At 67.1% G+C, this 15101-nt stretch carries 11 protein-coding genes; 7 read left to right on the forward strand and 4 right to left on the reverse strand.

What is annotated here, in order from left to right; translation table 11 throughout:
• Nucleotides 1–308 precede the first annotated feature (308 nt).
• Nucleotides 309–731, reverse strand: coding sequence for a hypothetical protein (locus tag WS78_RS15865; protein ID WP_038748915.1), 423 nt, complete (start codon nucleotides 729–731; stop codon nucleotides 309–311).
• Nucleotides 732–885: 154 nt separating this feature from the next.
• Between WS78_RS15865 and WS78_RS15870 the strand changes: the two genes are divergently transcribed.
• From WS78_RS15870 to WS78_RS15900, 7 genes are all read left to right on the forward strand, one after another.
• The gene (locus tag WS78_RS15870; protein ID WP_059575212.1) at nucleotides 886–1788 is read left to right on the forward strand and encodes a prephenate dehydrogenase; all 903 of its coding nucleotides are present in this window, start codon (nucleotides 886–888) and stop codon (nucleotides 1786–1788) included.
• Nucleotides 1789–1992: 204 nt separating this feature from the next.
• Complete coding sequence (locus WS78_RS15875; protein ID WP_226377156.1) at nucleotides 1993–2436, forward strand: MarR family transcriptional regulator; 444 nt, start codon at nucleotides 1993–1995, stop codon at nucleotides 2434–2436.
• Between the two features lie 334 nt (nucleotides 2437–2770).
• The gene (locus tag WS78_RS15880) at nucleotides 2771–4279 is read left to right on the forward strand and encodes an acyl-CoA carboxylase subunit beta (protein WP_038748913.1); all 1509 of its coding nucleotides are present in this window, start codon (nucleotides 2771–2773) and stop codon (nucleotides 4277–4279) included.
• A gap of 14 nt (nucleotides 4280–4293) precedes the next feature.
• A complete protein-coding gene (locus WS78_RS15885) occupies nucleotides 4294–5520 on the forward strand; it encodes a hydroxymethylglutaryl-CoA reductase (RefSeq protein WP_059575214.1) in 1227 nt (408 codons plus the stop codon).
• Nucleotides 5517–7013 (forward strand): acetyl-CoA carboxylase biotin carboxylase subunit, encoded by a 1497-nt coding sequence (locus WS78_RS15890; protein WP_059575216.1) that lies wholly within the window; start codon nucleotides 5517–5519, stop codon nucleotides 7011–7013. The genes WS78_RS15885 and WS78_RS15890 overlap by 4 nt, the downstream gene beginning before the upstream one ends.
• A 49-nt stretch (nucleotides 7014–7062) precedes the next feature.
• Complete coding sequence (locus WS78_RS15895) at nucleotides 7063–7638, forward strand: acetyl-CoA carboxylase biotin carboxyl carrier protein subunit (RefSeq protein ID WP_226377157.1); 576 nt, start codon at nucleotides 7063–7065, stop codon at nucleotides 7636–7638.
• Nucleotides 7639–7695: 57 nt separating this feature from the next.
• Complete coding sequence (locus WS78_RS15900) at nucleotides 7696–9090, forward strand: MmgE/PrpD family protein (RefSeq protein ID WP_059575220.1); 1395 nt, start codon at nucleotides 7696–7698, stop codon at nucleotides 9088–9090.
• A gap of 114 nt (nucleotides 9091–9204) precedes the next feature.
• Here the strand turns inward: WS78_RS15900 and WS78_RS15905 are convergent, their stop codons facing one another.
• The 3 genes from WS78_RS15905 to WS78_RS15915 all read right to left on the reverse strand — a co-directional run bounded on the left by WS78_RS15905 (nucleotide 9205) and on the right by WS78_RS15915 (nucleotide 14787).
• Nucleotides 9205–12741: an indolepyruvate ferredoxin oxidoreductase family protein gene (locus WS78_RS15905; protein WP_059575222.1), complete on the reverse strand. Its 3537-nt coding sequence runs from the start codon at nucleotides 12739–12741 to the stop codon at nucleotides 9205–9207.
• A 136-nt stretch (nucleotides 12742–12877) separates the two neighbouring features.
• Nucleotides 12878–13108 carry a DUF2783 domain-containing protein gene (locus WS78_RS15910; RefSeq protein ID WP_052145100.1) on the reverse strand — a complete coding sequence of 77 codons (231 nt, stop codon included), beginning with the start codon at nucleotides 13106–13108 and terminating at the stop codon, nucleotides 12878–12880.
• A 2-nt stretch (nucleotides 13109–13110) separates the two neighbouring features.
• Nucleotides 13111–14787 (reverse strand): FAD-dependent monooxygenase, encoded by a 1677-nt coding sequence (locus tag WS78_RS15915; RefSeq protein WP_038748896.1) that lies wholly within the window; start codon nucleotides 14785–14787, stop codon nucleotides 13111–13113.
• Nucleotides 14788–15101: the final 314 nt, after the last annotated feature.

Genomic DNA, 15101 nt, shown 5'->3' on the forward strand with positions numbered 1-15101 from the left:
CACCGCTTATCATTGGATCGGCGGGCCGAGCAGTTCGACTCGGCCGCCGTCACGACGCACGTCCGGACATCGCTCGCGGCCGCGCATCACGGCCGCTCGACGCATCGGATGCGCCGCACTCTCAGGTCCCGCGAGCGACGAGCGGACCGGCTGGCGCGCGCATCGCCGCTCCGTCGGAACGATAGGCTCGCTGGCCCGCATCGCTCGGACGGTCGACACTTGCGACCAATAATCGCACGAGATTAGATCGCATGCAATCTAATTTAAACCCCGTTCGAGCCGCACGATTTCCGTTTGCCGCGCGACGTTCATGCGAACGGCGCGGGATGCGGCGGAAACGGCTTCTCGTCGGCCCCACCATCGGTCGAATCGACGCGAGTCGACGGAAAGACGACCGCGCGCGCCGTCCCTGACAACACCGTCGCGCCATCCGGCAGCCACGCGCGGCCGTTGAAGCGCACGACGTCGCCGTTGAGGCCCGAATGCGGCTCGACGGCCTCGACGCTCCATGCGATCAGGCACTTGCTGCCGGGCTCGGGCGTGCTCCTGCAGTCGACGGCGAACGACAGCAGCGCACTTGCGCCATGCTCGGCCGCGAACGCGAGAAACAACGCGGAGAACGCGGACGCCAACTTCGCCTGCGCCGCGAAGCGGTGCTCGGGCGTGTGCGACGCGGCCAGCGACACCCAGTCGCTGCGCGTCTCGCCGATCGAATATCTGGACCGACCCATTGCTTCTCCTGAAAACGACGGAGTCATCCGCCAGCGCAGCCGGATACGGCGACGTCGGGCGCTCTTTTTTATCGCAACAATATTAGTCTCTTGAGATGTAAAGTGTGAATATACTGGGATCGACGAGCGATTTCTCGCTCGAGGAGAAAGCCGAATGGAACGCTTTTCGGTCCAGCGCGTGGGCATCGTCGGGCTGGGGCTGCTCGGCGGCTCGATTGCGCGCGCGGCGAGGCAACGCCTTCCCGGCGTCGAGCTGATCGGGTTCGACGCGAACGAGGACGTTCGGCGCCGCGCCGTCGCCGGCTCGGTGATCGACGACGCGCCGGATTCGCTCGACGGCCTGTCGCGCGCCGAATTCGTCGTCGTCTGCGTGCCCGTGAGCGCGGTGGCCGCCATCGTCGAACGGCTCGCGCGCGGCAATCCGCGAGCGACCGTCACCGATGTCGCGTCGTCGAAGCAGTCGGTGATTCGCATGCTCGCGGGACGGCTGCCGCCCGGCTTCGCGTTCGTGCCCGCGCATCCGATGGCGGGCGGCGAAAAAGGCGGCCTCGACGCCGGCCGCGCCGATCTGTTCGAGGGCAAGAGCTGCCTGATCACGCCGACGAACGCGACGCCCGCGGACGCGACGGCGCGCGTCGAAACATTCTGGCGATCGCTTGGCGCGACTCCGCAGCGCTCGGACCCGGCGACGCACGACCGCATGGTCGCGCTGACTTCGCACCTACCGCATCTGCTCGCGTTCGCGCTCGTCGAGAATCTCGCCTTCGACCGTCCGGAGAGCCGCGACGTCGCGCCGTTCATCGGCCGCAGTCTTGACGAGCAGATTCGGCTTGCGTCGTCCGAACCCGCGGTGTGGGCGAGCATCTTCGAAACCAACGCGTCCGAGCTTCTCGCGCAGCTCGAACGTTTCCAGCGCAGGCTCGCCGACTGGCGCGACCTGATCGCGCGCGCGCCCGCGGGCCTGTCCGAGCGGCTCGCGCAAACGACCCGGACTGCGCGCGCATTCGCCTTTGCGAAGCATCGCTCCGAGGAAGTCGAATGCGCGTCAACCCGGTAGTTTCAGGTCTCGGGCCCACACGAGCGGCGGCGAAACATATGCTATATTGGATTGATTACTCTAGACGCAGCATGCGCGCCGCAAAACCAGGAGACGGCATGTCCCGCGAACGTTGGGCGGGCAGGCGCGGCGCACTGCGCGCCCCGCGATTCGCGGCGGCCCGCGTACTCCGAATACCGTTCATTTTCGAGTTGGTCACACTGAATGTCTTCCACTTTGCTCTCCCTCGCTGAAGATACGTTCTGCCTGCGCCTCCAGCGAGCGGCGCGCATGTGGCGCAAGGTCGCGGACGTCGAGCTCAGCAAGCTGAATCTGTCGGAAGCGACGTCCACGCCGCTTTGGCTCATCTACAAGCTCGGCGAAGGGTTGCGTCAACGCACGCTCGCCGAGCATCTGGGCATCGAGGGCCATTCGCTCGTTCGCCTGCTCGATCAGCTCGAGGAAGCCGGCCTCGTCGTCCGCCGCGACGACACATCGGACCGCCGCGCGAAAACGCTGTATCTGACCGACGCCGGCCGCCGCGTCGGCGAGCAGGTCGACACGATGGTCAAGCGCATCAAGGGCAAACTGCTGCACGGCGTCGGCGCCGATCAGCTCGCGCTCGTCGATTCGGTGCTGAATACGATCGCAACTTCCGCCGAAGAGTAACGTCCGCGGCGAAACAGCCGCGCGCCGCCCCCGCGCGCTCACCCGATATTCCATTCTTCGCGTCCGTCGCACTGCCGTCGGCCGCACGCCTTTCTTTCCCCTCCTTCGCCGCCCGGCCGTTCTCGCGTCGGCAATCCTTCATCCCACTCGTTGACTCGCATTTTGGCGGACAAAATATGGAGTATTGCGACTAAATCGCACATGATTTATTCTCGCCGGTGAATTGTTCCCGGAGTCGGTCAGTACTCCAACTTACCCTGAGCATCGTCGTTGACTCGTTGCTGCACCGGGTGAAAGACGATTGCGCCATCGAAGCACATCTCAAGGCGATTCGATGAGTGATCTTTCCGGAGTAGAAGAACGTTCGCGCGAACGGCAACCTCAAGCTGCCGAGCCCCCCGTCCATATCCGACGGCTTCGGGAACTGCTCGATCCCGGCTCGTTCCGCGAACTCGACGCGCTCGCCGAACACGACTGCACATGGTTCGGCGCGGATCGCCGCAAGCAGCCGGGCGACGGCATCGCGACCGGGCACGGCACGATCGACCGCCGCCCCGTGCTCGTCTATGCACACGACGGCGGCTTCCTCGGCGGCAGTTCGAGCCGCATTCACGCATTGAAGATCGGCAAGGTGCTCGATCTCGCGCTGCGCATCGGCGTGCCGATCGTCGCGCTCAATCATTCGTCGGGCCTGCGCATCCACGAAGGCGTCGACGCCGACTCGCAGTTCAGCCACGTGTTCTACAAGACGGTGCGCGCGTCGGGCGTCGTGCCGCAGATCTCTCTGATACTCGGCGACTGTGTGGGCGGCGCAGCCTATACGCCAGCGCTCACCGATTTCATCGTGATGGTCGACAAGGAGTCCGCACTATTCCTGACGGGCCCCGCGGTGATTCGGCGCGCGACCGGCGAAGAAGTCACGAAGGAGGAAATCGGCGGCGGGCATCTGCATGCGGCCGAAACCGGGCTCGCGCACTTTCTGGCCGAATCGGCCGACGACGCAATCGCGATCGCGCGCGAGCTCCTGTCGTATCTGCCGCAGAACAACGCGTCGCTCGTGCCGGCGACGCTCGGGCCCGCGACGCTGCCGCGCGCGCTCGACGGCATCGACGATATCGTGCCCTCGAGCAAGACCGAGCCGTTCGACGTGCGCCGCCTGATCGAGCTGGCCGCCGACGATCACGTGTTCCTCGAGGTGCATCGGCTGTATGCGCGCAACATCGTCGTCGGCTTCGCCCGCATCGGCGGGCAGAGCGTCGGCATCGTCGCGAACCAGTCCGCGTGGCTCGCCGGCTGTCTCGACATCGACGCGTCGGAAAAGGCCGCGCGGTTCGTGCGCACCTGCGACGCGTTCGGCATTCCGATCCTCACGCTCGTCGACGTGCCGGGCTATCTGCCGGGCAAACAGCAGGAACGCTCGAACGTGATCGGCGCGGGCGCGAAGCTGATGCACGCGTATTGCGAGGCGGTCGTGCCGAAGCTCGCCGTCGTGTTGCGCAAGGCGTACGGCGGCGCTTATCCGACGCTCGCGAACCGCTCCGCGACGGACGTGATCTATGCCTTTCCCGACGCGGAGATCTCGGTGATGGGGCCGGAGGCCGCGGTCGACGTCATTTTCCGCAAGGAGCTCGCGAACGCGCCGGATGCGGCCGAACATCGCGGCGCGCTGATCGACGAATACCGCAATGCGCACGCGAGCGCGCGCTATTCGGCGAGCCGCGCGTACATCGAAGGGCTCGTCGAGCCCGCGGAACTGCGCAATGCCGTGGTCTCGACGTTCACGCTGCTGCGCGAGAAGATCGCGGGCGCGCCGGGCCGACGCCATTCGAACATCCAACTCTAGACAAGAGAAAACAAATGGGCATTCCGAGAGATTCGCAAAACGACTACGCCGCCGCCCAGGTCGACGCGCGCTTGCGCTGGGTCGAAGCCGAGACGGGCAAGCGCTATCCGCATCTCGGCGGCGCGAGCGTTGCGCCTGAAGCGGTGCAGGGCACGTGTGAGAATTTCACGGGCTTCGTCGGCATTCCGCTCGGGCTCGCGGGCCCGCTGAAGATCAACGGCGCGCACGCGCGCGGCGAGTTCGTCGTGCCGCTCGCGACGACGGAAGGCGCGCTCGTCGCGTCGTTCTCGCGAGGCATGAATCTGATCTCGGACAGCGGCGGCTGCACGACGACGCTGCTCGCGAACGCGCAGCCGACCGACGCCCGGCCCGCGTACCGCTTTCTCGGCGACGCGCTCACCAAAGTTTCGGCGATCGTGCTGCGCTCGGCCGACGACGCAAGCGCATTCGACGCATGGCTGCGCGAGCACGTCGCGCAAGTCGTCGACGCGGCGAACGCGACGAGCCGTCACGCGCGCCTGCTCGAAGTCACGCCGCTGTTGCAGGGCGATCTCGTCGGCCTTGCGTTCACATACGAGACCGGCAACGCGATGGGCCTGAACATGGCGACGAAGGCGAACGAGGCGGCCTGCCGCTACATCGCCGAGCATTGCCCGCAGTTCGTCGACGGCTACCTGAACACGCTCGGCGGCGACAAGCGTTTCGTCGCGGATCAGGCGAAGGGCCGCTACGTATCGGCAAGCGTGCGCATTCCGGCCGCGCTGGTCGAGGCCCGTCTGCGCACGACTCCGGCGCGGATGCGCCGTTTCCTGCAGGCGTGCAACACGCTGCTCGCGCAGCGCGGCGCAACCGCGCCGAACATTCATGTCGCGAACGCGCTGACCGCGCTTTTCATCGCGTGCGGCCAGGACCCGGCGTTCGTTACCGTATCGTTCAAGAACGCATGCACGACCTTCGACGTTCTGGACAACGGCGATCTGCTCGCGGCCGTCACGCTGCCGAACGTGATCGTCGGCGTCGTCGGCGGTGGCACGCGCCTGCCCGCGCAACAGGAATGCCTGCGCATGCTCGGCTGCGAGGACGATGCGCGCAAGCTCGCCGAGATCGCTGCCGCCGTCGCGCTCGCGGGCGAAGTGTCGGTCGCGGGCGCCGTGAGCGCCGGCGAATTCACGCGCGCGCATACGGTGCTCGGGCGAGGACTCAAGCAAGCCGAGCAAACGCCGTCGGAGCTCGCGACATGAGCGTGAAACGCGTCCTGCTTTGCTGCCGCGGCGAGATCGCGCTGCGCTTCGTGCGCACCTGCCGGCTGCTCGACATCGAAACCGTCGCGATCTACACCGACGACGACGACAACGCCGGCTTCGTGCTCGCCGCCGATTCGGCGTTCCACATCGACGCGTGGAATCCGGCGACGCTGATCGACACCGTGATCTCGATCGCGCAGGCGGTGCGCGCGGACGCGGTCGCGCCCGGCTACGGCCCGCTTGCCGAGAACGCGGCGTTCGCGGCGGCTTGCGCGGCCGAGGGGCTCGTCTTCGTCGGTCCGCATGCCGAAGCGATTCGCCGCACCGGCGACAAGATCGAGGCGCGCGCGGCCGCGCAACGCGCAGCCGTGCCCGTCGTGCCGGGCGCGACGGTCGCCAACGACGCACAAGCGGCAACGGCCGCGGCCGAAATCGGCTTTCCGATTCTGATCAAGGCGGCGCTCGGCGGCGGCGGCCGCGGCATACGCGTCGTCGAGCGCGCGGAGCAGTTCGACGACGCGCTGGCCGAGGTGCGCCGCGAGGCGAAGCTCGCATTCGGCAGCGACGACATCTATCTGGAGCGCTTCCTCGGCGAGCGAATCCGCCACATCGAAGTGCAGGTGCTCGGGGACCGTCGCGGCAATCTGCTGCATCTCGGCACGCGCGAATGCAGCGTGCAGCGGCGCCGGCAGAAGATCGTCGAGGAGGCGCCCGCGCCCGCGCTGTCCGATGCGCTGCGCGAGCGGCTGCACGAGTCCGCGCTTGCAGTCGCGCGCGAGGTTGGATACGACAACGCGGGCACGGTCGAATTTCTCGTCGACGGCAACGAGCGGTTCTACTTCATCGAGATGAATGCGCGCATTCAGGTCGAACATCCGGTCAGCGAAGCCGTGACGGGCGTCGACATCGTCGAGCAGATGTTGCGCGCCGCGGCCGGCGAACCGCTCAGCCTGTCGCAAGACGACGTGCGTTTGCGCGGCTCGGCGATCGAATTCCGCATATGCGCGGAAGACGCGCACGCGGACTTCCTGCCGACGGGCGGCGGCGTCACGCACTACCGCGTACCCGAAGGGCCCGGCATCCGGATCGACTCGGGCGTGCACGCGGGCGCGCGGCAATCGACGCGTTTCGACAGCCTGTGCCTGAAGCTGATCGTCGACGCCGCAACGCGCGAGCGCGCGCTGCGCCGCGCGCGCAACGCGCTGCGCGAGCTCATGATCGCGGGCTTCAGCACGAACGTGCCGTTCCATCTGTGGCTGGTCGATCATCCGCCGTTCAAGCTCGGGCGCTACGACCTGTCGGTCACGCGAGACTTCCCGTTCGCCCACCGCGTGCCGGACGACACCGCGCGCGTGTTGCACGCGCTCGCGGCTCTTGCGGCTCACTGCAGCGGCGCGCCGCTTCCGGCGCGCGCAGGCGAGCCGGCCGTCGATGCATCGGCACCCTCCGCGTGGGTGACGCGAAACGACCGCCGCGCCTGGGCATCGTGACGGCGTCGAATCGATCTGCAATGCCAACCATGACGAAGGAGCGCCCGGCATGAGCCTTCCCCTGCTTCACACGTCTTACACGGGCACGTTGAGCGGTGCGCCGGAAGACGAGCCGCCCGCGCGCATCGACGTCCGCACGCTCGAGGCCGGCACCTATCGCGCGACGTTCAACGACGGCGACTCGTTGCTGCTTCGCCTCGTATCTCGCGAGTCGCTGCCCGACGGCGTCGTTCGGCTCGTCGCAGACGCGAACGGCACGCGTCACGACATCCTCGTCTCGCCCGCCGCAAACGGCGGCGTCACGCTCGACTATGCCGGCATCCGTCGCACCGTCGACACGCGCGGCGCGCGGCGACGCGCAGCCGGATCGCGCGGCGGTGGCCGGTCGACGCACACGGCGATTGCCGCGCCGATGCCCGCGCGCATCGCGGAAGTGCTCGTCGCCGAATCTGATGTCGTCGAAGAAGGCGCACCCGTGGTTCGCATCGAAGCGATGAAGATGCTGATGACGCTGTCCGCGCCGCTCCGTTGCCGGATCGAAGCCGTGCACGTGGCCGTCGCGGACAACGTCGAGGCGGGCGCGCTGCTCGTCAGCTTCGCCGACGTACACGCCGATTCCGCATGACCGCCGCACCCGGGTCATTCTCCCGAATCTGAATCTCCACACTACCGCGGAGTTGCCGTGAGCCTCGAATCCCACATCACCGAGTACTGCGACGCCCTCACCTATTCGACCGTCGATCCCGCCGCGATCGAGATTGCGAAACACTCGCTGATCGACATTCTCGGCGTGTCGATCGCCGGCTCGCGCGACGCCGAGGTCGCGCTGCTCGCCGGCATCGTCGAGCACTGGGGCGGGCTGCCCGAAGCGCGCGTGCTCGGCCGCGCGAGCCGCCTGCCCGCACCCGCCGCCGCGCTGCTGAACGGCGCGTCGGCGCGCGCGCTCGATTTCGACGACGTCGCCGATCCGCTCGGCACACACCCGAGCGTCGCGATCCTGCCGCCGCTACTGGCCATCGCCGATCTGCGCGGCGACGAAATCGACCACCAGTCGTTTCTCACCGCATACATCGCCGGGCTCGACCTGTCGATCCGGTTGTCGCGCGCGCGCCGCGAGACGCTGCTCGAAAGCGGACGCTACGACCTATGCAAGGTGATCGCCGCGACGGCCGCGGCCGGCATGCTGTACGGGCTCAAGGGCGACACGCTGCGCCATGCGATGGGCATCGCCTATACGTCCGCGCTCGGCGAAACGCAATGCATGATCGACGGCGCGCCGACGGTGTTCTATCAGCAAGGGCTCGTCGCCACGAACGCGGTTCGCGCGGTCGTACTCGCGTCACACGGCTTCACGGGCGCGCGCGATTTTCTCACGGGCCGCTGGGGCTACTACTCGGCGTTCGAGCCGGGTTCCGCGATCGAGACGATCGACGCCGATCTCGGCAAGACCTTCGCCAACGTCGACGGCATCGCGTTCAAACCGTTTCCGACCTGCCGCCCGAACACATCCGCGGCCGCACTCACGCTCGAGCTGACGAAGGGGGAGCGCCTGAGCGCGTCGCAGATCGAGCGCGTCGACATCCGGACCAACCGGCAGATCCATGACCTCGTCAGCGCGCCCGTCGAGCGCAAGCAGGCGCCGACGAGCGTCGTCGAGGCGCGCTTCAGCATCGCGTACAACGTCGCGACGGTGCTCGCGACGGGCGATCTCTTCATCGGCGATTTCACCGAAGAAGCGATTCGCCGGCCCGACGTGATCGCCGTAAGCCGGAAGATCCATCCGGCCGCCGCCCCCGATTGCGAATGCGCCGCGCTCGGCACGCACGGCAAGATCAAGATCGCGATTCAGCGCGTCAACGGCGCTGTCCTCTCGGGTGAAGTGTCATATGCGAAAGGCAATCCGAAGAATCCGATGAAGCTCGACGAATTGGTCGCGAAGTTCGGCAAGTGCGTCGCATACTCGGGCCTTGCGCACGTGAGCGCGAACCGCCTCGCCATCGTCGACTGGATCGTCGATCGATCCGATCGGAATCCGAAATACGCGCGGCTCGCGGAGCTGCTGCACGCACCCGCGTAAGAACATCCGCTCCGCGATCGGAGCGGATGCGCGCCGCCCTGAACGACACGAGAGCCGATGCGCGGGGCCGTTCGGCCCGCGCATCGGCTCTCGCCTTTTCTCTTTTTCTCGCGCCTACTCGACCGTTTCCGCGCCGCGTTCGTCGAGCGCGGGAACGGCGACGGGCACCGCCGCCTCCGCGCGGCCGGTAAGGATTCGCTCGACTAGCCGCGCCTGCCGCTCGCGCACCTTCTCGACCGCGCGCGCCTTCACGTGCCCGTAGCCGCGAATTGCGTCCGGCGCCTTCGCCCAGGCGACGATCTCCGCCAGCGTGTCGCGCTCCAGCTTGAGCAACAGACGCTCGAGCGTCTGCTCGTATTCGCGGACGAGTCGTCGCTCGTCGCGGCGCTCCGTCGTCCATCCGAACGGATCGAACGGCGTGTGCCGCAACGCGCGGCTCGCCGCCAGCACCCGGAATACCGGAACGATCCAGCCCGAGAACGCGCGCTTGCGCGGCGGCTGCTCGCCTGGCTTCGAAAGCGCGTCGAGCGTCGGCGGCGCGAGATGGAACGTCAGCTTCGCCGGGCCTTCGAACTGCTCGCGCAGCTCATCAAGAAACGCCTTCGACGTATGCAGGCGCGCAACCTCGTACTCGTCCTTGTACGCCATCAGCTTGAACAGCGTGCGTGCGACCGCTTCGGCCAACGAATCGTCACCGAGCGGCGATGCCGCCGCGCGCACGCGCTCGGCCATTCGACGGTAGCGCGCCGCATAGCTCGCGTTCTCATATTGCGCCAGCAACGCCGCGCGAGATTCGATCAATTCGTCGACGGATTCCTTCTTGCGGCGGACGAAGTCGACCGGACGCCACGCTCCCGCTTGCGCCGCGCCCGCCGCGCCGAGATGGGAGGCGACAAACGCGGGGGCGGCCGCCCACAGCCGCCCCCACGAAAACGCGAGATACTTCGCGGTCGCGCCGCCCTGCAGATTCAATGCCTGCCGCAGCGACGCGAGCGACACCGGCACCGCGCCCCGCTGCCACGCATAGCCGAACAACAGCATGTTCGCCTGCATCGGGTCGAGCAGCTCCGCGGCGAGCGCCTTCGCGTCGATCGCGTCGTAACGCTGAGCGCCGACGATCGTTTCGATCAGCTTCCGGATGGCGTCCGACTCGATGCGCGCGTCGACGTCGCGCAGCATCGCGCCCGTCTGCGTCTGCGCGGTGCTGGCGATGACGACCGTCTTGTCGCGCGCGAGCGATGCGAGCGCATCGTCTTCGGATGCGACGAGCAGGTCGGCGGCGATGAGCGCATCTACGCCGCCGCGGTCGATTCGGTACTGATGCAGCACCTCCGCCTCGCGCGCGATCCGGATGTGGCTCAACACCGCGCCGCCCTTCTGCGCGAAGCCCGTGAAATCGAGCACGCTGACCGCGCGCCGGTCCAGATGCGCGGCGAGCCCGATCGCGCCCGCGACGGTCACGACGCCCGTTCCGCCGACGCCGACCAGCATGACTTCGTACGGATCGTCGAGCGCACGCGACACCGGCGCGGCGAGCGCCTCCGCGCGCGCGATCACGTCCGCGTGGTCCGCCTTCTCGCGCCGCCGTCCGCGCGGCTTGCCCGTGACCGTCACGAAGCTCGGACAGAAGCCTTTTATGCACGACAGATCGGTATTGCACGCGTGCGCATCGATTTTTCGTTTCGGGCCGAACGGCGTGTCGACCGGCACGACCGACAGGCAGTTTGATTTCACCTGGCAATCGCCGCAGCCTTCGCACACCGCCTCGTTGATGAAGACGCGAGTCTGCACGTCGGGCGCCGGCTCGCGCTTGCGTCTGCGCCGCGCCTCGGTCGCGCATACCTGATCGAAGATCAACACGCTCACGCCGCGCGTCTCGCGCAATTGCCGCTGCACGTCGTCGAGCTCGTCGCGATGATGCAGCTCGACGCCGTTCGGCAAGCTGCCGCTCGCACGATAGCGCGCGGGATCGTCGGCGAGCACGACGACGCGCCGCGCGCCCTCGCTCAGCACGAGCTCGGCGGCCTTGCGCACGGTCAGCTGGCCATCGACGGGCTGCCCGCCCGTCATCGCGACCGCGTCGTTGTAGAGGAGCTTGTAAGTGAGCGTCGCGCCCGCCGCGATCGCCTGGCGGATCGCGAGAAAGCCCGAGTGAAAGAACGTGCCGTCGCCGATGTTCTGGAAAATGTGCGGCGTCTCGACGAACGGCGCCTGACCGAGCCAGTCGACGCCTTCGCCCCCCATCTGCACGCTGCCCGTGGTCGCGCGCTCGGGCATCCGCGCCGCCATCGCGTGGCAGCCGATGCCGAGCCGCGCCTCGCTGCCCTCCGGTATTCGCGTCGACGTGTTGTGCGGGCAGCCCGAGCAGAGATAGGGTGTGCGTCTGAGCCAGTCGGCCGGACGCGCCGCGGGCGTCTCGCGCCAATTGGCCGGAACGTGCAGCGCGACGTCGAACGCTTTCAACTGCCGCTCCAGCAGCGACGCAATACGCGAGGGCCGCAGTTCCTCGAGTTCCGACACGATCGGCGCGCCTTTTTCGTCGGTCTTGCCGACGATCGTCGCGCGCCGATCGTGCCGCGCGTTGTAAAGGCTGTTCTTGAGCTGCTCCTCGACGACCGGCTGCTTCTCCTCGATGACGAGAACCTTGCCCGCTCGCTGCGCCCACGTCTCCAGCAGCGGCGACAGCGGATACACGACGTTGATCTTCAGGAGTGCGACGCCCGCGCGCTCGAGCCGGTCGAGCGTCACGCCGCCCTGCCGCAGCACCTCGCACACGTCTCGATACGCCTTGCCGACCGCCGCGATCACGAGCGCCGGCCGCGCGGGCGTCGTCACCGCTTCGTCGAGCGGATTGGCGCGCATGAACGCGCGCGCGGCCTTTAGCTTGTACGGATGACGTCGCTCGATCTGCATGCCGGGCAAATCGGGCCAGCGCCAATGCAAGCCGTCCGGGCCGGAGTCGACGGTCGGCATCGTGAAGCGCGGCGGCTCGAACGTCGGCACCGAAGCCGACGCCTCGACAGTCTCGGTGATCGCCTTGAAGCCGACCCACAGCCCCGACGCGCGCGACAACGCCCAGCCCCAAAGCCCGCAGCGCTCGTAATCGGCCAGCCCGGACGGATGAATCACCGGCATGCCCCACGCGATCAGCGTGCGGTCCGATTGATGCGACATCGACGACGACACGCATCCGTGATCGTCGCCCGTCACGACGAGCACACCGCCGTGCGGTGACGAGCCGTACGCGTTGCCGTGCTTGAGCGCGTCGCCCGATCGATCGACGCCGGGCCCCTTGCCGTACCACATCCCGAATACGCCGTCGTAGCGTCTCGTCGCGTCGGATTCGACCCGTTGCGTGCCGATCAGCGCCGTCGCGGCCAGATCCTCGTTGATCGCCGGCTGGAAGCGAATGTGCGCCTGCTCGAGACGCTCGCGCGCACGCCAAAGCTCATGATCGACGCCGCCGAGCGGCGAGCCTCGATAACCGCTCACGAAACCCGCGGTATTCAGGCCCATCGCGCGATCGGCCGCCGCCTGCGCGAACAGCAGGCGCACGAGCGCCTGCTGGCCGCTCACGAAGATGCGCCCGGGAGGATCTTCGAAGCCTTGTCGGTATAGGGAATCGCTTCGATATTCAGGAGTCTTTAACATGGTTTCGTGCCCTCGTACACGGAATACCCACATTGAAGTGGTTGAAGCGGTGCGGCGGCCGCGTTGCGGTGGATCGCCGCAATAGCGGGGGCGCGCGCCGCGCGCGCGGCGGACCGGCGGCCCTCGTTGCGACGGATCAGTCGAGGCCCGCGCGCGCGATCTCGATCGCCTCGCGCAACACCTCGGGGTCTGCAATGTGATGCATCAGCACGAGAACGAGTTGCGCATGAAACAGATGCCCTTGCGCGTCGTCGAGATCGCGGCACGCATCGGCCAGCATTGAAAAACGGGCGTCCGGATCGGCAAGTTCCGGCACGCGGACGCCCGTCAGGTGCCCGGCCAGGTTTTCGGTTGCGGTTGCGCCCATGTTTACGCCTCCTCTGACGAAATCGGAACCGATACGCCGACCGTCCGTTGCAGCGCGGCGCGTAGCTCGGGCGAATCGACTCGCGCGAACGAGCCGAGCACGTGCTGATCCGGGCGCAACAACAGCACGTTGCCGCATGCGAGCCCGTAGCGGAGCGCGACGAAGCCTTCGTGATCCCACAGGACGATGCGGCCCGACGGCTCGTGTGCGTGACGTACGGGCGACACCACGACAACGTCGAGCGGATGCGCGCTCGGCGCCGCGCCGAGCGCATCGAGCGCCGCGTCGTCGGGCTCGCCGTAGACGAGCAGCGTGTAACCGGCACCGCCCAGGTGCGCGAGCAGCCAGTCCGGCTCGCCTGCACGCTTGACGGGCGCGTCGATTGCGGGCGAACCGGGTTTCAGCACGCCGGGCAGCGCCGACGCGCCGGCGAACTGCCCGACGTCCGTCAGCACCGACGGCCGCGACAGGCGGCCGGAGTTGACGAGCGCACGTCCGAACGTCGTCGTGCGTGCGAGCGCGAGCGCCGCGCGCCGCAGCGTATCGACGGCCGGGCTCTCCGGCGAGATGAAGCGCGCGCTGCGCGTGGAGTTGAGAATGTTCTCGTCAGCGGCGAACACCCGCTCTTCGTTGTACGAATCGATCAGCGAAGGAGATGCGCCGTGACGCACGATCGCCGCGAGCCGCCATCCGAGATTGTCGACGTCCTGCAATCCCCCATTGCCGCCGCGTCCGCCGAACGGACTGACCTCGTGCGCGCTGTCACCGGCGAACACGACGCGCGACTGGACGAAACGCTCCAAACGCCGGCAACGGAACGTGTAGACGCTCACCCAATCGATCCTGAATGCCGCGCGCTGGCCGAACATCGCGCGCAACCGCCGTTCGACCCGCTCGGGCTGCCGCTCGAGCGCCGGGTCGGCGTCGACGCCCAGCTGGAAATCGACGCGCCACAAGTTGTCAGGCTGCTTGTGCAGGAGTACGGATCGGTTCGGATGAAACGGCGGGTCGAACCAGAAGCGCCGCTCGGCGCGGAGCTCGGCATCGTGCATCTCGACGTCGACGATCAGAAATCGGTCCGGGAACATCTCGCCGACGAACGGCAGGTCCAGCACCTTTCGCACCGTCGAGCGCGCGCCGTCGCACGCGATCAACCAGTCGCAATCGACGCGGTACTCGCCGTCGGGCGTCTCGATCGCGACCGTCGCACCGTCGGCGCGGCTCTCCACGTCGGTGACGCGATGAAGCGCGCGCAGCTCGACGAGACCGCTCTGCGCGCAGGCTTGCGCGAGCCATTCCTCGATATACGACTGCTGGACGTTGATGAACGCGGGCCACGCGAAGCCCGGCTCCGGCTGGAAATCGAAGCTGAACACCTCCCGAGCCTGGTGGTACAGCCGGCCGACCTTCCAGTTCACGCCCCTCTCGAGCAACTGCGGGCCGAGTTGCATTCGCGCGAGGATCTCGAGGCTGCGCTGGGCGAAAACGATCGCGCGCGAACCGTCGATCGGCGCGTCACGCGCTTCCAGCACGACGCTCGCCACGCCTCGTTGAGCAAGATCGCAAGCGAGCGCGAGGCCGATCAGCCCCGCGCCGACGATCACGACGGGAACGCGCGCCGTTGCGTCGCGATCGAGCTCGACTGGGCGGCGATAGGAAAAACGGGGTGGAATATGCATCCGCAGGCACTCCCAAAATGCCGCTTTAACGAGGAAACGACTTCGTAGGTTGTTTCGATTTCGACGAGATGCAGCGCAATATTAGATCGCATATGTTCAATTCGCAACAACAACAAAATTTCCAGTCGATATGGTGAATTTCGACCAAAATCGCCGAATTTTGATGCCAAATCGGGCAGAAACTCGAATTGGAGTCGGCCCTCTTTATTGAATTATTTGGTTACTATCACGTGAGACAACACAAAAAATATCGCATAAGATTTATTTGCATGAGATCATATTTGGCGACCTAATCGACGCAAGCGGCCGCATCT

Source organism: Burkholderia savannae, from assembly GCF_001524445.2.
Lineage (GTDB): Bacteria > Pseudomonadota > Gammaproteobacteria > Burkholderiales > Burkholderiaceae > Burkholderia > Burkholderia savannae.

What these genes read in the sequence shown, in the direction of transcription:
- WS78_RS15875 (WP_226377156.1), top strand. Translation starts at nt 1,993, where the DNA reads ATGTCTTCCACTTTGCTCTCCCTCGCTGAAGATACGTTCTGCCTGCGC.
- WS78_RS15865 (WP_038748915.1), bottom strand. Translation starts at nt 731, where the DNA reads ATGGGTCGGTCCAGATATTCGATCGGCGAGACGCGCAGCGACTGGGTG.
- WS78_RS15880 (WP_038748913.1), top strand. Translation starts at nt 2,771, where the DNA reads ATGAGTGATCTTTCCGGAGTAGAAGAACGTTCGCGCGAACGGCAACCT.
- WS78_RS15915 (WP_038748896.1), bottom strand. Translation starts at nt 14,787, where the DNA reads ATGCATATTCCACCCCGTTTTTCCTATCGCCGCCCAGTCGAGCTCGAT.
- WS78_RS15910 (WP_052145100.1), bottom strand. Translation starts at nt 13,108, where the DNA reads ATGGGCGCAACCGCAACCGAAAACCTGGCCGGGCACCTGACGGGCGTC.
- WS78_RS15890 (WP_059575216.1), top strand. Translation starts at nt 5,517, where the DNA reads ATGAGCGTGAAACGCGTCCTGCTTTGCTGCCGCGGCGAGATCGCGCTG.
- WS78_RS15885 (WP_059575214.1), top strand. Translation starts at nt 4,294, where the DNA reads ATGGGCATTCCGAGAGATTCGCAAAACGACTACGCCGCCGCCCAGGTC.
- WS78_RS15870 (WP_059575212.1), top strand. Translation starts at nt 886, where the DNA reads ATGGAACGCTTTTCGGTCCAGCGCGTGGGCATCGTCGGGCTGGGGCTG.
- WS78_RS15905 (WP_059575222.1), bottom strand. Translation starts at nt 12,741, where the DNA reads ATGTTAAAGACTCCTGAATATCGAAGCGATTCCCTATACCGACAAGGC.
- WS78_RS15895 (WP_226377157.1), top strand. Translation starts at nt 7,063, where the DNA reads ATGAGCCTTCCCCTGCTTCACACGTCTTACACGGGCACGTTGAGCGGT.